Here is an 18,711-nt window from a genome sequence, read left to right as displayed (position 1 = left end):
TAACTTGTTGGCCTGGATCCGACCCCGAACGGCCGAATCCGGCGTCCGAGTCGGTCAGCCGTCGGTGCGCGGCGTCGCGTCGGCGCAGGTTTCGGCGACGGAGACGAGCGACAGCCAGGTGTTACAGCCGGCCCGGAGCGCGACGAGGTCGCTCGCGGCGACGGTTACCGTCAGCGTCGCGCCGTCGCGGTCCAGACTCGCGGTCGTGCGGTCGCCGTCGATGTCGCCGACCTCGACGCCGACGCTGCGATAGACGCGGCGGGCGCTCTCGGGGTCGGGGTAGTCGAACTCGAAAACGGCTTCGTGGTCCACGGCCGGTCGCTACTGCACGTCGACTTCTTTGATGTCGCGGCTCCGCTCTTTCAGGAGCACGCGGTGGCCGCAGTACGGACAGCGGACGCCGCCGTACTCGTCCAGTTCGACGTCGCGCTTACAGCGGGAACACTTGTAGCTCATTCGTCGTCGTCTGCGAGCGCCGCGCGGATGGACCGGGTGACCGTCCGGCCGCCGGGGGTCGTGGGGCTGTACGCGCCGCCGGTGAAGGTGTGGCCGCAGTAGCCGCACTCCCAGATACCGGTGCCCTGGCGCTCGACGCGGTCCTCGCCGCAGTCCGGACACTTGTGTTCCTCGTTCATCTCGCCCTCGATCTCGGCGACGCGGCGGCGGGCGACGCGGCCGTACCGCGCGCCGAACCGCCCTGCGCTCCCGGTTCGTCCCTGCTGTTCAGCCATAGTATCGTACCGTCCGGCAGTGGGCCGTATAAACCCTGCGAGTCGTCCCCGGCCGACGGGTGAGCGGCGCCCGCCTTCCGGAGCCGACGCCCGGCGGTCGGCCGACCGAGTTCAACAGCCGTCGAGCAGCCGTTCGAGCGCGGCGCACGGTCGCTCCGAGCGGTCGCACTCGCAGGCGCAGGCGTCGCCGCCGCGGGCCGCGACGACCGACAGGGCGTCCGCGCCCGCGACGGGCAGGACGAGGAGGTTCGACCCGTCGGCGCCCGCGAGCAGTTCGGTCGGGCCGGACTCGGTCTCCGACGCCGCGTTCAGCTGTTCGACCACGCTCCCGTCGCAGGCCTCGCGCCGCCGGAGGAGCGCGGTCAGCTCCTCGCGCTCCAGCCGACCGACGAGTTCGGAGACCAGCAGCTCGCAGACGTCGATCCGGGACTCGCTCGGTTCCGTCGGCGCGGGGGACTCCTCCGGCGGGGGCGAGGCGGCGGGGCGCTCGACGACGGTGCCGGACTTCCCGACCGCCACGTCGGGGCCGTCCAGCGCGAGGCTCAGTAGGTCGTTCCCGGTCGGCGTCGACTCCTTCCGCCAGCGGTCCCTGCCGTCGAGGGGACGGCGGTAGACGACGTTGCCGACGGCCAGCACGGCGACGTGTCCGTCGTGCACGTCGACGGCGCGGAGCCCCGACGCCGGCACCTCGACGGCCGTCCAGGTCGCGCCGTCGCGGCGATAGAGGACGCCGTCGGCGCTGGCGACGTAGAGGCGGCCGTCCGGACCGACGGTGACGTCGCGCAGCGTGGACGCGGCCTGCTCGATGCCGACGGCTTCCCACCCGCCGGCGCCCGCCTCGTAGACAGTCCCGGTCGTGTCGACGGCGTAGCCGACGCCGTCGGCGGCGTGGGCGAGCGCGGTGATCTCCGCCCCGGAGCCCGGCGTCACGGGACCGCCGTATCGCGGGGAGAGCCCGTCGACGTCGAACGGGAGGATCGTCCCCGAGCCGTTGGCCACCAGGACCGACTCCTCGCCGGCGGGGCCGCTGACGTCGACGGCCGACCACGAGGCCGAGATGTCCTTCGAGTAGGAGTAGTCGTACGTCCGCTGGCGGTCGAGGTCGTACATCCCGATCGCGCCCGACGCGCCGGCGAACCACACCCGGGTCCCGTCGTCGGTGACGTCCGCGCTCCGCAGCGTCCTGTTTTTCGCGCCGGGGCCGTCTTCGAGGACGGTCTCCCAGCCATCGGTCCGCTCGGCGACGACGGTGCCGCTCCCGCCGGCGGCGACCGGTCCCTCGGCGCTCTGGGCCACCGCGAAGAGGTCGACGGCGAACGGCGTCGCGACTGACTTCCACGACTGCTCGGAGGGGGTCTCGTGTGTCATGCTGCACCCCGCCTCGCTCGCCCCGGGAGAAAAGCGGCCGAGACCGTCCCAGTGGCCGACCCTTCGCCGGCGGGATCCGGTGCGGGAAACGATCCGACGCCCGGGAGGGAATCCGGCGTTTATGCCCGACTCGCGCCTACCGAACCCATGTGGGAGTTCTCCACCGACGGTAGCGGCGCGCGCTGGCGGGCGGTCGAATCGCCGGTCGACGGGACGTATCACGACGCCGCTGTGACTGCGAACGGTCCCTGTGCGGTCGCCGCGGGCGGGTCGGTCGTCGCTCGCGCGGCCGACGGGACGTGGGGCGTCATCGTCGAGAACGGACCGAGCGCGCGCGGCGAGACGCTCTCGGCCGTCGACGCGACCGACGACGGCCAGCGGATCTGGTTCGCCGGCGCGAACGGCGCGCTGGGCTGTTACGAGGTCGCCGCGGGCAGGCGACTGGATCGCTCGGACCCGCAGGGCGTGACCGACGCGTTCGGCGCGCTGGCGGTGGCCGGACCGCGCGGCGCCGAGAAACTGCTGCTCGCCGACGGGAGCGGACGCGTCTTCCCCGCGGCGGTCTCGGGGAGTCGCCTCGACTGGGGGCCGACCTCGAACCCCTCGGGCGACACGGCCGTCTCCGCCCTCGACGCCACGCCCGCCGGCGTCGGCTACGCGGTCGACAGCAACGCCAACGTCTACCGGACGACCGAGACGGAGGGGTGGAAGCGGGTCGGCGTCGAAAGCGCCCAGAACAGCCTCTACGCGGTCAGTGCCGGCGCGGACCGCGTTCTCGTCGGTGGCGGGAACGGCCGCGTCTTCGAGGGCGACCGCGGCGGGTCGGCGTGGACGCCGTACTCGCTCGGCGACGTGACCGTCCGCACCCTGGCGGCCGCCGATGGTGCCGTGCTCGCCGCCGGGGCCGGTGGCGCGCTCTACTCGCGGCAGGGCGACGACTGGCGGCGCGAGCGCTGGGACGGGTCGAAGTCGATCAACGGAGTGGTCGCCGGCGAGGTCCCCGTCGCCGTCGGCGCCGACGGCCTCCTGCTCGAACGGGCGCCAGCGGACGGATCCACCGGTTCGAGCGCCGAGGCGTCCGGGCAGACCGATACGTAGTCGGTCGATCGGCCGGTCGGTGGCGGTCGGCAACGGCACGCTCGCCGGAGCGACCGCTCGTCGACGCCACGGTCGAACGGCGGCCGACCAGCCGCCGCGTTACTGCGAGGAAGTGTCGCCGGCCGAACCGCTCGAGGTATTCCCAGTCGAACCGCCGCTGGTGCCGGTCGATCCGCCGGATCCGGACTCACCGGGCGCGTTGCCGTCCGGGTCGAAGTACTCGCCGCGGTCGTCGTACTGGTCGCCGTCGGGGCTCTCGCCGGCGTGGCGTGGCTCGCCGCGGGGCCGCTGGAGGATGGTCCCGGACTTGCCGACGATGATGTCCGGATCGCCGAGCGCCACGTCGAAGAGCGTCCCGTCGACCGGCGAGGTGAGTTGCTCCCACCGGTCGGACCCGGTCCGCTCGTAGATGGCGCCGCCGTGGCCGATCACGACCATCTGGTCGCCGTGGACGTCGAACGCGCGGAGGGACTTCTCGGCGACGCCGATCGGCGTCCAGGAGCGATAGGAGTCGTCGTAGCGGTAGATGCGGCCGTCGCCGGCAGCGACGTAGACCCGGCCCTGTCGGCCGGCGAAGATGTCGTAGAACTTGACCTGCGCGTTGACGATGCCGATGTCCTCCCAGCCGTCGGTGGCCGTCGTCCGGAAGGCGTTGCCGCTCGTGTCGACGGCGTAGCCGACGCCGTCGGGCGCGGCGGCCAGCGCCGCGACGTTCGACCCCTTCGAGGCCGGCTTGCTGACCGGCCCCCAGTCCTCGTCGAACCCGTCGATCGTGAACGGGAGGACCTCGCCGGACCCGTTGGCGACGAGCACCTTCTCGGCGCCGGCGGGGCCTGCGACGGCGATGCCCTCCCACGTGCTCGTCATCTGGTTGGGGCCCGAGTAGTCGTACTTGCGCCGCGTGGTGACGTCGTAGCAGCCGAGCGCTCCGCTCGACCCGGCGAACCACACCCGGTTGCCGTCGTCGGTCACGTCTAGCCCGCGGAGCTGGTTGTCGCGCGTCCGCGGCCCGTCGTCGAGGACGATCTCCCAGCCGCCGCCCCGGTCGGCGAGGAGCGTCCCGCCGTCGCCGATGGCGTAGGGGCCCTCCGACGTGTTGACCACCGAGAAGATGGTCTTCTGGAACGGGCTCTCGACTGTTCGCCACTCCGGTTTGTCAGCGTCGGGACCGAGTTCCCACATTGCACCCCGGGTACCGCGGGGTCACGGAAGAAGTGCCGAGATAGTCTCACTACGTTGTCTATCCAGCGGGACCGTCGCCGCGCTCACTCCTGGAGGTCCGCCTCGCGCAGGGCCTGGTTGAGATCCTCGCGGACGACCTCGCCGAGTTCGCGCTCGCGGGCCGTCGTGACGATTCGGTTCTCCTGGACGGAGGAGCCGTCGCGGATGAGCAGGCGGACGTTGCCGTTCTCGCCGGCGCGGGTGGCCTTCGCGCGGACGCCCGAGCGCGACCCCGACCCGCCGGCGTCGATGGGGCCGGGGATGATCTTCTTGACGTGGGGGTGGCCCGCGACCGTCTGGATGGCGCGCTGGCCCGCGCGGCCGCCCACCAGCGTCGAGTGCGACCCGCCGATCTTCTCGCGGGGCGCGGTCTCGACCACTTCCAGGGGCGCCTCGCCGCGGCGCGACAGGACGGCCTCGATCGGGTCGTCGGCGTCGCCGATGCGGTAGAACTCGTGGTGAAGTTGGCGCCGCACCGCTCGCAACACGTCGCGGTCGCCGGTGGCGTACACCTCTTCGGGGCGCTTGCGCCGGACCTCGTCGGCGATCAGGCCGGCGAAGTTGCGCAGTTCGATCACGCCGGTCTCGTCGCCGTCCTCGGGCGTCGTCGTCACCTCGCGGACCCCGGCGACCTCCTCGTCGACGAGCGTGGTGACGCGGGCCCGCTCGCGGTCGAGTTCGAGGACGACCGCGTCGGCGTTCTCCGAGCGACAGACCAGGCAGTAATCGCCCGGTCGGTCCAGCGACGACCCGCACCGCCGACACTCCATGTCCGATGGGTTTCCGGTCGAACGGCAAAAGGGGCGCGGAACGGCGAGTCCGTGCCGTGTGATCACAGATCGTCGGGGTCGCTCTTGAGGTACTCCCGCAGGACGACCGTCGCGTAGCTCCCCTTCGGGAGCGCGAACTCGAAGGCGAGGGCGTCCGCGTCGCCGTCGCCGTCCGCCGGGTCCCCGCTCTCGTCGCGGCGCTCGACGGACAGGTCGGTCCGCAGGAGTATCGCCCGCCGGGTCCCCGTCGACTCGAACGCCTCGGGGAGGTCGAAGTCCTCGGGAGCGAGGTCCAGTTCCTCCAGCACGTCGCGTTCGATCTCGCCGGGCTCGCCGTCGGCCAGTTCCGTCTCGGTTCCGATCAGCGGCGCGGTGACGAACGCCCGGCCGCGCTCGCAGTGGCGCCGGACGGTCCGCAGGCGGTCCTCGGTCACTCGTTGCGTCCGATCGGTGTCTGGGAGGGCGAACTCCTCGGGCGCGTCGGAATCGGCGAAACAGACCACGTCGCCGGTGACCGGTTCGTGGAAGGACAGGCCTCGCTCCAGTCGCTCGGAGAGGATCCGGTTGAACGCGAACGACTGGGCGGCGTTGACGAACAGCCGCTGGAGGTTCGACGGGACGGCTTCGAGGGCGGCGCGGTAGTCCTCGTCGTCGAGCGCGCCGTCGCCGGCCTCCTGTCGCTCCACGAGGCGGTGGCACATCGACCGCTCGAAGCCGAGCCGCCGCGGCAGACGGTCGAGCGCGCCTTCCCAGTCCTCGGTCTGCTGCACGTATTCGCGAGCCTCTTGCGTCGACTCGGGTTCGCGTTCGGCCGGGTTGCCGACGTACGCCAGCACCGCGCCCTTCCAGTTCCCGCGGACGATCTCCAGGCCGACCTCGTGGGTGACCGGGCGCTTGCTGCCGAAGCGCTGCTGGCCGAAGTAGTTGGGGACGCCGACTGTCGGCCCCTCGTCGGGGTCCGCCGCTCCGTCGGCCCCCTCGTCGCCAGTGGCGAACGCCCGCAGGTCCGCCGTCGTCGCGTCGACGTGTTCCGGTTCGTCGGGGTCGCGCACGACGATCTCGAAGGCGTTGCCCGCCAGGTCGCCGAAGAGGACGGGTCGGCCGGTCCGCCCGAGGAGGTCGATCTCGGCGTCGCGGATCTCCACGTCGCGCAGGTCGTCGGGGTCGGCCTTCGCGACGGAGAACAGCTGCGTGGTGACGGCGTGTTTGTCCTTCGTCCCCGCCCAGGAGACCCGCTCGCGAGAGATGCCCAGGCGGTCGGACAGCTCGGAGGCGAAGTCGTTGGTGTCCCAGCCGCGCAGGACGACGCGGGCGAGCAGGTGCGGGTAGCCGCCGGGGTCGGCGTCCAGCGGTTCGGGGTCGAACGCCTCGACCTCGCGCACGCGGAAATCCTCGGGCGCCTCCCGGAGGTGGCCGCCGACGCCGGGCGCGTCGCTGACGTAGTACTCCATGCCGACCGCCCGCTCGACGGGGTGTGCCTCGCGCATCGGATCGTCGTCCGTCGTCGCGACACCTGTATCTGCCTGTCTCCGCCGGCGAGCGGCGGCCCGGTCGGTAGACCGTCCGTGAGACCCGAAACCGACACGTGTCGGGCGCTCGAAGGGGGTACCCATGGAGGCCACGCGAGTGGGCGTCGAGGTGGCGACGCGGGCGCCGACCGGCGAGACCGGCGCGTACGTGCTGGGCGCCGATCCGGCCCTGCTCGTCGACCCGGCGGCCGAGTCCGACGAACTCGACGCGCTCGCCGCGGACCGCGACGTCGGCCACGTCGCGGTGACGCACCACCACCCGGACCACGTCGGCGCAGTCGCACACTACGCCGAGCGCCACGACGCGGCGGTGTGGACACGCACCGGACGCGCGGACGCCTTCCAGCGAGCCACTGGAATCGAACCCGACCGGACGTTCGCCGAGGGAACGTCGATCGAGACCGGCGACGGCGCGGTCCGGGTCGTCGACGCGCCGGGCCACGCGCCGGAACACGTCGCCTTCGCGACGGGCGAAGACGGGGGCGACACCGACCTCGTCTGCGGCGACCTCGCCGTGGCGAAAGGGAGCGTCGTCGTCGGCGCGCCGGAGGGCGACATGCGCGCGTACCTGAGTTCGCTCCGGCGGGTTCACTCGATGGCGCCGGACCGGCTCCGACCGGGCCACGGCCCCGCGGTCGAGGGGCCGGCCGTCCGCGCGACGGCGACGCGGCTGATCGCGCACCGACTCGACCGCGAACGGCGCGTCCGCAGTGCGGTCGAGCGCGGTGCCGAGACCGTCTCCGGGATCTGCGACGCCGCCTACGAGAAAGACCTGACGGGAGTCCGGGACCTCGCCGAGGCGACGGTGCGCGCCCACCTCGAAAAGCTCGCCGTCGAAGGCGCAGTCGACTGGGACGGCGAGCGGGCGCGACCTGCGGAGTGACGACCGGACAGCACCGCCGCTCGCTCGCGACGTGCTTTTCCCCCTCGGTCCGATAGCTCGCGTATGGAGAGTCTCGAAGCCGAACGCGAGCGGGCGACCGACCTCGACGTGGCGGAGCTGGCGGACGCCATCGAGGCCATCGGCTTCGAGTGCACGCGCTGTGGCGCCTGCTGCAAGGCGGTCGAGGGCTGCGAGAGCGAGAACGGGGGAGACGAGGACGCCGGCGGCGACGACGAGGCGGCCGACGGTCACGACCACACGGCGACCGTCTTCCCCGACGAGGTGCGACAGCTCCAGGAGACCGGCGACTACGACTGGCGGGACGTCGCCAGGCCGATGCCGTACGGGCTGGTCGAGGGCGAGGACGGACCGCAGGGCGAGACCTTCGAGTGGGCGCTCCAGACCGACGACTGCGGCGACTGCCGATTCTACGCCGAGGACGACGGCGTCGGCGCCTGTACCGTCCACGAGGACCGCCCGCTGGTATGCAGGACGTACCCGTTCAGCGTCGCCCTCGGCGGGACGAGCCAGCCGATGGGCGAGGCCGTCGACGAGGAGGGCATGGTCCGCGCCCACGAGTGCGAGGGGTTAGGCAGGGACATCTCTCGCGCGGAGGCCGAGGAACTGGCCGAGGCGCTCAAGGAACGAGCGATCCGGGAGATAGACGAAGCCATCGCGGTCCGGGACGGGTACGAACCGATCGAACGGGAGCCCGGCGAGGTCGTCGTCCACGACTCCGAGGGCGCCAAGCGACCCGACGGGACGAATATCGAGTAGGTGTAGTTGCGGTGCGGTGTCAGTAGCGGAGGCGGTGTAGTAGCGGGGGTGGTGCGGTGGCGGAGGCGGTGTAGTAGCGGGGGCGGTGCAGTAGCTGAGCAATACATACGGCGCCTTCGGCGCCGTTTCACCGCACCGAGCGAAGCGAGGTGCGGCCTTTTTCGCCCACGTTTTTGCTGGCCGGGTTCCCGCAGCGAGCGAAGCGAGCGAGGAAACCCGGTCAGGAAAAAGGTGGTCGCTGAAATTTATAAAAGAGGCCTACTATGTCCCGAGCGGAGGTCTACATAGTGGAAATCTCAGATAAACTGCTGTGTCTGTTCAGTGCGGACGTATCGGACGACGGCGACCGATACGTCGTAGAGGTGCCGCGGCGGGAGATCGAGACGGGCTCTATCGAACCGGGGGAGACCTATCGCGTGGCGCTCATCTCTTCGGACGTGGAGGCGGCGACGGAGACGGACGAAGACAACGTCCCGTCGGAGCCCCAGCCGCCGGTCGAGGCCGGGGAGATCCGCTACGTCGAGATCGAGGACATCGGCAAACAGGGCGACGGCATCGCGCGCGTCGAGCGCGGGTACGTCATCATCGTCCCCGGCGCCGACGTGGGCGAGCGCGTCAAGGTGGAAGTGACCGAGGTCAAGTCCAACTTCGCCGTGGGCGAGATCATCGAAGAGGACCTGTAGTTCTCTCCGACCCGTCTCTCGGAACACCCAGTCGCCCAGTCGCGACTGCGCGCGGAGGCGCCGGCCGGACCGCGGTCGTCCCGGCGGCTGGTACGGCCGGTTAACCAACGGCACCAACCGGGGACCGCGAACCGGGCGTAGGGCCTCGTTATCGAGTCGGGCGACTCGGAAAACCGCAAGACGGCAGCGGGTTTTACCGATCGTACCAAACCCGCTTTAGGGGGACAGTACCTCGGTGGTAGTATGAGCGCGACCACTGCGAGCGCGACTGGCGACCAACACACCCTGACCGAGAAGCAGCAGCGGATCCTCCAGTACCTCCGCGAGAACGCGGACACCCAGACGTACTTCAAGTCGAGGCTCATCGGCGACGAACTCGATCTGTCGGCCAAGGAAGTCGGATCGAACATGACGGCCATCAAGAACAGCGACGCGGCCCTCGACGTGGAGAAGTGGGGCTACTCCTCGTCGACGACCTGGAAAGTCACCGCCTGATCGGGGGGCACGCGGTTTTCGCGCTTTTTCTCACGCTCGCCAGCGACCGCTGCCCGGCGACTTCGCCGGTGGCGTACACTGACAGTCGCCCGTCGGGAGCGGCGTCCCGGTCAGGGGTCGTAGGAGACGATGTCGTCGGCGTCGGCCGCCAGCGCGGCGGCCTCGGGACCGAAGGAGTCGGCGTGCTGGACGAGCAAGAGGAGGAGCGTCTCGGGCCGTTCGAGGTCGTAGCCGTCCTCCCTGGAGAGCAGTCCGGCGTCTTCCAGCTGGCTCGCGTACTTGCTGACGGTCGGCGCGGAGACGCCGAGTTCGTCGGCGAGTGCGGTGCCGGATGCGTCGGGGTCGCGGAGGAGCGCGACGACCATGCCCCGCGGCGTGTCCCGCCGGAGGTAGCCCAGGGCCACCTGCTCGAACCCGGAGAACCGATCCGCGGGGAAGTATCGGCGGTACTCGCCGTCCTCGCGGCTCTCCACCGCGCCCTCGCGCTCCAGCCGGCGGAGGTGGTGCTGGGTCTCGCCCGTCCCGAGTTGCAGGTCGTCGCGGATCTTCGAGAAGTGCGCGCCCGGGGTCGCGGCGACGTACCCGAGGAGGGCGTCGGGGGCGTCGCTCTCGCTCTCCTTGGCGAGACCGACGAGCGGGCTGGTCGCACCCAGTGCCGCGAAGCGCCTGAGCGTCGCCCGCTTGCTCTCGTCGACGTCCCCCTCGCGACTCATTAAGAGCCTTTTGGCGGTGGGGTGGTAAAACGCCTTCGCTCACTCACACGACCGGTCGGAAAAATCCGAAACGATACAGCGCGCCCGAGTCCGCACCGAATGCGGCTACTCCGTCTCGGTTTCGGGTTCGCGTTCGCCGTCGGTGCTGGCGCCGCCGGAGCCGTCGCCGCCGGGGCCGCCGACCGGGCTCCCCGAGGGGTCCATCTCGGAGTCCATCTCCTCGATGACCTCGTCGGGATCGCGGATGTTCGTCGCGTCCTTGCCCTCCTTGATCGCCTGTGCTTCCTCCTCCATCGCGTCGACGTCGACCTGTGCCTCCTCGTCGATCTGGCCGAGTATCTCCTCGATGTTGTCGAGGCCGATGAGTTCGCGCGTCTCGGCGTCGAAGTTCAGGCTGTCGAGTTCGCCCTGGCCGTTGGCCTTCGCCATGTCGCTCACGTCGCTGCCGGTGAGGTGCTTGCCGTAGCGACCGAGCAGCGAGGACATCTCCTGGGGAAGGATGAACGTGGAGGACTCGCCCTGACCGATATTTTCGAGGGTCTCCATCCCCTTGTCGATGATGGCGCGTTCGCCCATCGACTCGGCGGACTTCGCCCGCAGCACCGTCGAGATGGCGTCGCCCTGCGCTTCGAGGATCTGCGACTGCTTTTTCCCCTGGGCGCGGACGATGTCGGACTGCTTCTCACCCTGGGCCTGCTCGATGGCCGAACGGCGTTCGCCCTGCGCTTCGAGGATCATCGCGCGGCGTTTGCGCTCCGCGGAGGTCTGCTGCTCCATCGCCTGCTGGACGTCCTTCGAGGGGTTGACCTCGCGGACCTCGACGCTCTCGACGCGGATGCCCCACTCGTCGGTCGGCTCGTCGAGTTCCTTGCGGATCTTCGCGTTGATCTCCTGGCGCTTGTTGAGCGTGTCGTCCAGTTCCATGTCGCCCAGCACCGCGCGCAGCGTCGTCTGGGCGAGGTTCGAGACGGCCTTCTTGTAGTTGTCCACTTCGAGGAACGCCTTCTTGGCGTCCATCACCTTGATGTAGACCACGGCGTCGGCAGTCACCGGCGAGTTGTCACGGGTGATCGCTTCCTGCCGGGGCACGTCGAGCGTCTGCGTCCGCATGTCGAAGGCGTACGTCTTCGAGACGAACGGCGGCACGAAGTTGATGCCCGGTTCGAGGAGCTTGCGGTACTCCCCGAAGACCGTCAGCGCGCGCTTCTCGTACGCGTTGACGATCTCCACCATCTGGTAGACCATCACGACTGCGAGCAGCAGCAGGATGACTGCCACGATCGGGAGCGCCCCACCGAGCCCTTGCAACACTGTTGCGGGGATCATACGATCGAAATTAGCCCCACCCGAAGAAAAGTGTTGGGTGAGCGACCACAGATGAAGCGACGCGGCGTGCGGTCGGTACAGGCCCGGTCCGGCGCGAGCGCGGCTGCCGCTCGCCCGCTCAGGCGGGGTCGGTCTCGAACTCCCGGTCGGGGTCCTCGTCGCGGTCGGCGCCGCCGGGCCCCTCGGGTTCGCCGTTGCGTTCGCGCTCGCGAGCGAGCGCCCGGTCGATCTCGTCGACGCCACCCGAGAGCGGTTCGACGGTGACGACGTTGCCGCCGCCGGGGTCGACGACCATCACCTCGGTGCCCTCCTCGATCTCGCCGTCGACGCTCTTGGCGCGGTAGTAGGGGTTGAACCCGCCTTCGTCGAGTTTGACTTCTCCCTCGGTGGCGGTGATCCGCTCGGTGACCCGGCCCATCGCGCCGCGCAGCGAGTCCGAGTCGCTGGTCTGCTCCTCGCCCTTGCCCCCGTAGAAGTCGAACTGCCGGTAGACGTAGAAGGTGCCCGCGCCCGCCGCGATGACCAGCCCAGCGAGGATGATCGGCGCGAGGACGCCCAGACTCGGCGGAAGCAACAGGCCGACCAGGCCGGCGACCAGCAGGGCGACTCCGAGGACCATGAAGTGCGCGCCGGGGGCGAACGCCTCCGCGATGGTCAGCGCCGCGCCCGCGAGCAGGAGGAACAGCGGGAGGTTCGACCCGATCCACGACAGGACCGAAGTCTGCCCGATCCACTCGATCATACCGGAGATTCGGTCGCCTGCCCGAAAACACTTCTGCTCGCCGCGATCGCCGCGATATCCGTCGCCTACGTACCGATCTGCTTGGGCGTCGTCCGGGCGGCGGTCAGAACCGGACGTATATCGCGTAGACCGCGCCGGTCACGGCGGCGACCGCCAGGGTGATGGCGCCGATCGTCTGCGGCGTCAGCGGCGTGACGATGCTCGCGAACACCAGCAGGATGAGCAGGGCGCCGGCCGCGACGAAGACCGCGCTCTCTAGCTCAGGCGTGTCGGACTCGACCGGGATGTCGGGCGTCACCGTCCCCGCGACGTTGCCGTTGGTCTCGGCGTTCCCGTTCGACTCCCCCCGGGGTTCGCCGTCGCCGAACGCCACCGTGGGGCCGTCGTCGTCCTCGTCGCCGACCGTCACGCCCCAGCTCTCGCCATCGTCGCGCTCGTCCGCGTCGCCGGTGTCGTCGCCGACCTCGTCGACCGAGAAGCGCCACTCCTCGTCGTCGCCGTCTGCCCCGGCGTCGTCTGCCATGCACGCTCGTAGCGGGCGGGCACCAAAAGGGCTTGCCGTCCGCACTCCGATTGCGAACGGGGCGGGGAGAGCGGACGCTTAAGCCGGGACCGGGCGTACGCCCTGTCGAATGAGCAAGGCCACGTTCGAGGTCTTCCGGGACAGCGCGGGCGAGTGGCGGTGGCGACTCGTCGCTGCGAACGGGAACATCATCGCGGACAGCGGCGAGGGGTACCAGTCGAAACAGGGCGTCGAACGAGGGATCCGGAGCGTGAAGCGGTCCGCGCCGAGCGCGGACGTGGAGTTCTCGGACGAGTGAGTCGCGTCGGCCCCGGGGGAGTGAGCCGCATCGGCCCCCGGAGGAATGAGCCGCATCGGCCCCCGGAGGAATGAGCCGCATCGCCCCCCGGGCGAGCGCGCGGTCGTGCCGATCGCCGGCTGAAGACAGATCGTCCCTCGTTCTCTCGTCTGTGCCCGATAGAAGCGGTGATGCGGTCGATCTCTGGAACTGGCGGTAGATCGGGGAATCAGCGGGTAGAGTGCTCGAAACGGAGCTTCCCGGCCGTCTGCGGGATATCTTGTGGATTATGAGGGAGGCCGTGGTGTCTCACCACGATTCATGGCTTCTCGACTGCGCCATCCGCTGTTCGCCGTCGCGGCTACGCTGGTCGTGACGCTTCCCTGGGTCGGCACGTTTGTCTCGTACGGCGGGTACGGGACCGTCCACCCGGGCGACAACATCGCACCTGCCCTGGCCGTCCTGATCGGCGGGCTCGCCATCCTCGGTGCCTCGTTCCTGCTCGCGTGGGCGGCGGAGACCGCGGAGAAGGACGTGCCGCGCGCGTTCGCTATCGCGGTGCTCGCGGTGCTGGCCGTCGCGCCCGAGTACGCCGTCGACGCGCTCTACGCCTGGCAGGCCGGCGCGGGGTCCGACCAGGCCGCGAACCTCGCGGTCGCCAACATGACCGGCGCGAACCGGATCCTCATCGGCCTCGGCTGGTCGGGCATCGCCCTGTTCAGCATCTACCGCGCGATGCGCGCGTCCGACCCGGCGGTCGAGGACCGCTCCGGCCCCCTCGCGAACGTCGTCACGCTCGACCGCGATATCTCCCTGGAGATCACCTTCCTCCTCGCGGCGACCGCCTTCGCCTTCTTCGTCCCGTTGAACGGCGGAATCGGCCCGTTCGACACGCTCGTGCTGGTCGGGATGTACCTGGTCTACCTCCTCGTCATCGTCCGCGGCGACGTCGACGAAGCCGAGGAGCACGTCGGCGTCCCGGCGTACTTCCAGCAGTTGTCGAGGGCCGGACGAGTTGCGGCCGTCCTCGTCGGGTTCGCCTTCTCCGGGGCGATCATCTTCACCGCCGTCCACCCCTTCGCCGAGGGGCTCGAACAGCTGGGCATCCAGTACGGCGTCCCCGAGTTCTTCATGATCCAGTGGCTGGCGCCGCTGGCCTCCGAGAGCCCGGAGCTCATCGTCGTGGCGTACCTCGTGAACAAGGCGCGGACGACTGCCGGGTTCAACGCGCTCATCTCCTCGAAGCTCAACCAGTGGACGCTGCTCGTCGGGACGCTCGCGGTCGTCTACTCGATCTCCGCCGGCGCGGTCGGGACCCTCCCGTTCGACTCGAAGCAGGCCGCGGAGATCTGGATCACCGCCGCCCAGAGCCTCTTCGCGATAGCGGTCCTCTCGAACTTCGAGATCAGCGCCCGCGAGGCGCTCTCGATACTCGGACTGTTCGCGACGCAGGTGCTCGTCGAGTTCTACGTCATCCAGACATACGCCGAGGCGACGGCGACGGAACTCAGCATGCTCGTCCTCTACGGCTACACTGCCGTGTACCTCTTCCTCGCGATCGCGCTGTTCGTCCGGCGACGCGACAGCGTCGTGGACCTCCTGAACCGGACCGTCTCGACCACGCACGCGGCGGTGAACGGTGGGGAGGCCACCCGACCGGAACACTCGGACTGAGTGACCGACCGGGCGACTGACCGACTTCCAGAAGACGGGCGGCGTGGGTTACCGGATCTTCGTGCCGGGCTCGGCGTCGCCGTGGGTGGTCAGCAGGTCGGCTTCCTCGCCGGCGGCCAGGACCATGCCGTTGGACTCGACGCCGAACAGCTCGGCCTTCTCCATGTTCGCCAGCAGGACGACCTTCGTCCCCGGCAGTTCGTCCAGGTCGTGCAGTTGCTTGATGCCGGCGACGACCTGCCGCGCCTCGACGCCGATGTCGACCTCCAGGCGAGCGAGCTTGTCCGAGTCCTCGATGGGCTCGGCCGACTCGATGCGGCCGACGCGGATGTCCAGCTCCTCGAAGTCGTCGAAGCCGATGCGATTCTCGGCGAGCGCTTCCACGTCCATACTCCCGTCGTCGGCCTCGCCGGCCTCGTCGGTTTCGGTTGCGTCGTCACCGTCGGCGTCGCTCCCGTCGTCGGCCTCGGCGACTGCCTGGACGCGGTCTTCGAGCTTCCGGTTGAGTTCCTCGACGCGCTCGTCCTCGATCTTCTCGAACAGCTCGGTCGGTTCGCCGAACTCGCTCGGCGGCGCTTCGAGGGCGTCGTCGAGGGCTGTGTCGGCGACCGATCCGTCCTCGCCGAGCTGTTCCCAGAGGCGCTCGGCGGTGTCGGGCGTGGCCGGGTAGACGAGGACGGCGACGGCCTTGGCGACCTGGACGCAGTCGCGGATGACCGGCGCGGCCTCGTCGTCGTCGAGGTTCCACGGCTCGTGGCGCTGGATGTACTCGTTGCCGAAGCCCGCCAGGTTCACCGCGGCCTGGGTGGCCTTCCGCACGGAGTAGTCGTTGATCGCGGCCTCGAACTCGTCGACGGCCTCCTCGATGCGCTCGCGGACCTCGCCGGACACGTCGGCGTCGGGCGTGCCGCCGAAGTTGCGCTCGGCGAACAGCAGCGAGCGGTAGGCGAAGTTCCCGACGTTGCCGACGAGTTCGCCGTTGACCCGCTCCTGAAAGCGGTCCCAGGAGAAGTCGATCTCGTCCTGGAAGCCGCCGACGGTGGTGAGGTAGTACCGCAGCGTGTCGGGGTGGAACCCCTCGTCGAGGAACTCACGCGCCCAGATGGCGCGGTTCCTGCTCGTCGAGAAGGCGTCGCCGTCGAGGTTCATGAACCCGCTGGCGACGACGGCGCGCGGCTCGTTGTAGTCGGCGACGTGGAGCATCGCCGGCCAGAAGATGGTGTGGTGCTGGATGATGTCCTGGCCGATGATGTGGACGATCTCCCCGGAGTCGGGGCCGCCGGCCTCGACGCCGACCTCGTCGGCCTTCCAGGCGGCTTCCCAGTCGTACTCCTCGGAACCGACGCGCTCGGTGTACTGCTTCGTCGAGGCGATGTACTCGATGGGCGCGTCGACCCAGACGTAGAGGACCAGATCCTCCTCGCCGGGGTAGTCGAAGCCCCAGTCCAGATCGCGGGTGATACACCAGTCCTGCAGGCCGTCCTCGATCCACTGGCGGGGCTGGTTGCGGGCGTTCGAGGTGCCCTCCAGGCGGTCGAGAAAGTCCGAGAGGTAGTCCGCGAGTTCGGAGACGCGGAAGAACTTGTGCGTGCGCTCGCGGTACTCGGCGGGGTTGCCGGAGATGGTCGAGACGGGGTCTTCGATCTCGCCGGGTTCGAGGTGGCGGCCGCAGCCCTCGTCGCACTCGTCGCCGCGGGCGTGCGCGCCGCAGTGGGGGCAGGTCCCCTCGACGTAGCGGTCGGGGAGGGGCTGGTCGTCTTCGGGGTCCCAGGCGACCTTGATTTCCTGCTCCTTGACGTAGCCCTCGTCTTCGAGGGCCTCGACGATCTCGTAGGTCAGCTCGCGGTTGGTCTCGTCGTGGGTGTGGCCGTAGTTGTCGAAGTCGACGTCGAACTTGGGGAACGTCTCCTCGTACTGCTCGTGCCACTCCAGGGCGAACTCGGCGGGGTCGACGCCCTCCTCGATGGCCTGGACGGCGATGGGGGTGCCGTGCATGTCCGACCCGCAGACGAAGGCGGTCTGCTGGCCGAGGGTTCGCAGGGCCCGCGAGAGCACGTCGCCGCCGACGTACGTCCGCAGGTGGCCGATGTGCAGGTCGCCGTTGGCGTACGGCAACCCGCAGGTCACGACCGCGGGGTTCTCCGTGGGAAAGTCGTCGTGGCTCATACTACTCGATACCTCCAGTCGGCTCTTTAACGCGGTGATTCGGTGTCATCGTTGGATCGACTGTCGCGACTGCTCGTCCGGGCGATGCGTGCGAGCGCCGGCGTTTCACCGGTCGCGTCGGACCGCGCGGGTCCGCTGTGGGGTATGAGCCCACCGACGACGACTGGGTCCACCCGGCGCTACCGAGAAGAGGGCATGCGCATACGGCCGGGCGGACCCGCGTGGAACACACCTGAAGATAGTCGTCCGCCGACAAAAAGCTTCGTCATCGGACGCGGCGGGGCGGCGGTCCTCGCCTCACTCCCAGGTGATCTTGACGAGGAAGGCGATCGCGACGAGTTCGAGGGCGTTCATGGCCATCGTCCCCCGCTGGGCGACGGGCGCGGAGTCGTACATCCAGCTGTGGAAGGTCGGGTCGAGGCTGTAGAGGTACAGCGCGAGCAGGTTCTGGGCGAGGAGGACGCAGGCGAACACGAGGAGGCCGAGGGTGTGCTTGGCGCCGTGAGAGCGGTAGTTGCGCGCCCAGACGGTCGCCAGTCCCGCCAGTAAGACGACGTTGAGGACGACCGCACCGCGGGCGGCCTCGAACCAGAGACTCATCCTCGACTCCCCCCTTTGCCACGGGCCGACAAATAGGCTGTCCAAATTGTCTCCGCACTCGGTCGGTCGGTTCTCGGCGGTCGGTCGGCTCTCGGCGGTCGGTCGGGTCGCTGTTTGATGGCCGGTCGGTGTGTCATGAGTCGTCCTCCAGGACGGTCGCGAGGACCTCCTCGACGGTGTCCCAGTTGGCTCGACACTGGTCGGTCGGGAGGTAGACGGCGCCGTACTCGTCGCCGCTGGCCTCGACGACGTTGTTGTCTTCGAGCACGTCGAGGTGGTGGCGCACGGTCGTGTAGTCCAGATCGAGATCCTCGGCCAGCTGGTTGGCGTTGCGCGGTCGCTCGTCGATCGCCCGCAGAATCCGCGCCCGGTTCTCGCCACCCCGGGTGCTGGCGAACACGTACCAGAGCACCCCTTCCATTACCCCGAAGGTGAGCCGGACCCCTTGTAAGCGCACCGACGACCGAACGCGCCGTCGAGACGGGTCAGCGCGGCGCTCACGCCGGCCGGGTTCCCCGGCGACGGTGACGCGGGCCGGCGCGGCCGGCAACTCACAGGCTGGACACGGCCACGCGGGCGAAGGTGATCCAGACGAGGAAGCGACCGATGCTGCCGACGAAGGTCGCCGCGGCGAACTTGGCGTAGTCGTCTTCGAGGACGGAGAAGGCGTAGACCGAGAGGGTGTCGGGGAAGGCGGGGACCGACAGCGCCAGCGCGAGGCCGGCGTAGCCGTACTTCTTGGAGAGCTGGACGACCTTCGACTGGGACCACTCGATCACGTCGAACCGCGAGCGGCGCAGCGCCCGGATTATCGGACCGGACTCCTTGGCCTCCTGGCCGATGTGGAAGGCGAAGACGCTCCCGGCGGCCTTGCCGACGCTGGCGACGAGGACGACCAGCGCCAGGTTCACCCACAGCGGCAGGCCAAGCCGCAACTGGTTGGCCAGCGGGAGGACGATCTCCGAGGGGAGCGGGAGGATGAACGTGATCAGGAACGAGTAGACGAAGACGATGAGCAGTCCGGCAGGTCCGGTCGCGGTGCAGACGGCTTCGACGAGCGTCCCGGAGGGGTCGTTACAGCCACCACCCAGCAGGAGCACGGGGACCTCGGCGGGGAACACGACCGGCGGTACCG

General features: G+C 69.7%; 22 protein-coding genes. 7 read left to right on the top strand and 15 right to left on the bottom strand.

Annotation, left to right across the window (positions count from 1 at the left end):
• Positions 1-54 precede the first annotated feature (54 nt).
• From PSC72_RS02345 to PSC72_RS02330, 4 genes are all read right to left on the bottom strand, one after another.
• A complete protein-coding gene (locus PSC72_RS02345; protein WP_274324290.1) occupies positions 55-312 on the bottom strand; it encodes a KEOPS complex subunit Pcc1 in 258 nt (85 codons plus the stop codon).
• Positions 313-321: 9 nt separating this feature from the next.
• The gene (locus tag PSC72_RS02340; protein ID WP_015408900.1) at positions 322-456 is read right to left on the bottom strand and encodes a DNA-directed RNA polymerase subunit P; all 135 of its coding nucleotides are present in this window, start codon (positions 454-456) and stop codon (positions 322-324) included.
• A complete protein-coding gene (locus PSC72_RS02335) occupies positions 453-731 on the bottom strand; it encodes a 50S ribosomal protein L37ae (RefSeq protein ID WP_274324289.1) in 279 nt (92 codons plus the stop codon). Before PSC72_RS02335 ends, PSC72_RS02340 begins: the two co-directional genes overlap by 4 nt.
• A gap of 111 nt (positions 732-842) precedes the next feature.
• Complete coding sequence (locus PSC72_RS02330) at positions 843-2,099, bottom strand: WD40/YVTN/BNR-like repeat-containing protein (RefSeq protein WP_274324288.1); 1,257 nt, start codon at positions 2,097-2,099, stop codon at positions 843-845.
• Positions 2,100-2,246: 147 nt separating this feature from the next.
• On the opposite strand from PSC72_RS02330, the gene PSC72_RS02325 reads away from it, so the two are divergent.
• Positions 2,247-3,197: a hypothetical protein gene (locus PSC72_RS02325; protein ID WP_274324287.1), complete on the top strand. Its 951-nt coding sequence runs from the start codon at positions 2,247-2,249 to the stop codon at positions 3,195-3,197.
• 99 nt (positions 3,198-3,296) lie between these two features.
• Here the strand turns inward: PSC72_RS02325 and PSC72_RS02320 are convergent, their stop codons facing one another.
• From PSC72_RS02320 to truD, 3 genes are all read right to left on the bottom strand, one after another.
• Positions 3,297-4,379, bottom strand: a complete 1,083-nt coding sequence (locus PSC72_RS02320; RefSeq protein WP_274324286.1) for a hypothetical protein — start codon at positions 4,377-4,379, stop codon at positions 3,297-3,299.
• Positions 4,380-4,462: 83 nt separating this feature from the next.
• A complete protein-coding gene (locus PSC72_RS02315) occupies positions 4,463-5,188 on the bottom strand; it encodes a DUF2103 domain-containing protein (protein WP_274324285.1) in 726 nt (241 codons plus the stop codon).
• A 62-nt stretch (positions 5,189-5,250) separates the two neighbouring features.
• Complete coding sequence (truD, locus tag PSC72_RS02310; protein ID WP_274324284.1) at positions 5,251-6,675, bottom strand: tRNA pseudouridine(13) synthase TruD; 1,425 nt, start codon at positions 6,673-6,675, stop codon at positions 5,251-5,253.
• 124 nt (positions 6,676-6,799) lie between these two features.
• Here truD and PSC72_RS02305 point away from each other — a divergent pair, with 124 nt between their 5' ends.
• The 4 genes from PSC72_RS02305 to PSC72_RS02290 all read left to right on the top strand — a co-directional run bounded on the left by PSC72_RS02305 (position 6,800) and on the right by PSC72_RS02290 (position 9,555).
• Positions 6,800-7,600 (top strand): MBL fold metallo-hydrolase, encoded by an 801-nt coding sequence (locus tag PSC72_RS02305; RefSeq protein WP_274324283.1) that lies wholly within the window; start codon positions 6,800-6,802, stop codon positions 7,598-7,600.
• A gap of 63 nt (positions 7,601-7,663) precedes the next feature.
• Positions 7,664-8,377, top strand: coding sequence for a YkgJ family cysteine cluster protein (locus PSC72_RS02300; protein ID WP_274324282.1), 714 nt, complete (start codon positions 7,664-7,666; stop codon positions 8,375-8,377).
• Between the two features lie 287 nt (positions 8,378-8,664).
• Positions 8,665-9,060 (top strand): TRAM domain-containing protein, encoded by a 396-nt coding sequence (locus PSC72_RS02295; RefSeq protein WP_274324281.1) that lies wholly within the window; start codon positions 8,665-8,667, stop codon positions 9,058-9,060.
• A 243-nt stretch (positions 9,061-9,303) separates the two neighbouring features.
• The gene (locus PSC72_RS02290; protein ID WP_274324280.1) at positions 9,304-9,555 is read left to right on the top strand and encodes a DUF7123 family protein; all 252 of its coding nucleotides are present in this window, start codon (positions 9,304-9,306) and stop codon (positions 9,553-9,555) included.
• 110 nt (positions 9,556-9,665) lie between these two features.
• On the opposite strand, the gene PSC72_RS02285 is transcribed toward PSC72_RS02290, so the two are convergent.
• From PSC72_RS02285 to PSC72_RS02270, 4 genes are all read right to left on the bottom strand, one after another.
• Complete coding sequence (locus tag PSC72_RS02285; RefSeq protein ID WP_274324279.1) at positions 9,666-10,268, bottom strand: winged helix-turn-helix transcriptional regulator; 603 nt, start codon at positions 10,266-10,268, stop codon at positions 9,666-9,668.
• A gap of 105 nt (positions 10,269-10,373) precedes the next feature.
• A complete protein-coding gene (locus PSC72_RS02280; protein WP_274324278.1) occupies positions 10,374-11,594 on the bottom strand; it encodes an SPFH domain-containing protein in 1,221 nt (406 codons plus the stop codon).
• Positions 11,595-11,712: 118 nt separating this feature from the next.
• On the bottom strand, positions 11,713-12,336 hold the full coding sequence (locus tag PSC72_RS02275; RefSeq protein WP_274324277.1) for an NfeD family protein: 624 nt from the start codon (positions 12,334-12,336) through the stop codon (positions 11,713-11,715).
• 103 nt (positions 12,337-12,439) lie between these two features.
• Positions 12,440-12,859, bottom strand: a complete 420-nt coding sequence (locus PSC72_RS02270) for a DUF7312 domain-containing protein (protein ID WP_274324276.1) — start codon at positions 12,857-12,859, stop codon at positions 12,440-12,442.
• A 109-nt stretch (positions 12,860-12,968) separates the two neighbouring features.
• On the opposite strand from PSC72_RS02270, the gene PSC72_RS02265 reads away from it, so the two are divergent.
• Together PSC72_RS02265 and PSC72_RS02260 are read left to right on the top strand one after the other, a co-directional pair.
• Complete coding sequence (locus tag PSC72_RS02265) at positions 12,969-13,157, top strand: HVO_2922 family protein (RefSeq protein ID WP_274324275.1); 189 nt, start codon at positions 12,969-12,971, stop codon at positions 13,155-13,157.
• Positions 13,158-13,457: 300 nt separating this feature from the next.
• Positions 13,458-14,810: a sodium:calcium antiporter gene (locus tag PSC72_RS02260; RefSeq protein ID WP_274324274.1), complete on the top strand. Its 1,353-nt coding sequence runs from the start codon at positions 13,458-13,460 to the stop codon at positions 14,808-14,810.
• A gap of 48 nt (positions 14,811-14,858) precedes the next feature.
• On the opposite strand, the gene metG is transcribed toward PSC72_RS02260, so the two are convergent.
• From metG to PSC72_RS02240, 4 genes are all read right to left on the bottom strand, one after another.
• The gene (metG, locus tag PSC72_RS02255) at positions 14,859-16,976 is read right to left on the bottom strand and encodes a methionine--tRNA ligase (RefSeq protein WP_274324273.1); all 2,118 of its coding nucleotides are present in this window, start codon (positions 16,974-16,976) and stop codon (positions 14,859-14,861) included.
• Positions 16,977-17,273: 297 nt separating this feature from the next.
• A complete protein-coding gene (locus tag PSC72_RS02250; RefSeq protein ID WP_274324272.1) occupies positions 17,274-17,576 on the bottom strand; it encodes a hypothetical protein in 303 nt (100 codons plus the stop codon).
• Positions 17,577-17,709: 133 nt separating this feature from the next.
• Positions 17,710-17,997: a winged helix-turn-helix domain-containing protein gene (locus tag PSC72_RS02245; protein WP_274324271.1), complete on the bottom strand. Its 288-nt coding sequence runs from the start codon at positions 17,995-17,997 to the stop codon at positions 17,710-17,712.
• A 130-nt stretch (positions 17,998-18,127) separates the two neighbouring features.
• Positions 18,128-18,697 carry a YqaA family protein gene (locus PSC72_RS02240; protein WP_382261070.1) on the bottom strand — a complete coding sequence of 190 codons (570 nt, stop codon included), beginning with the start codon at positions 18,695-18,697 and terminating at the stop codon, positions 18,128-18,130.
• Positions 18,698-18,711 lie beyond the last annotated feature (14 nt).

It is taken from the genome of Halosimplex aquaticum (assembly GCF_028747785.1).
In the GTDB taxonomy this organism is placed as follows: Archaea; Halobacteriota; Halobacteria; order Halobacteriales; family Haloarculaceae; genus Halosimplex; species Halosimplex aquaticum.
The sequence above is the reverse complement of the archived record's forward strand: the minus strand, read 5'-3'. Positions and strand labels throughout refer to the sequence as shown.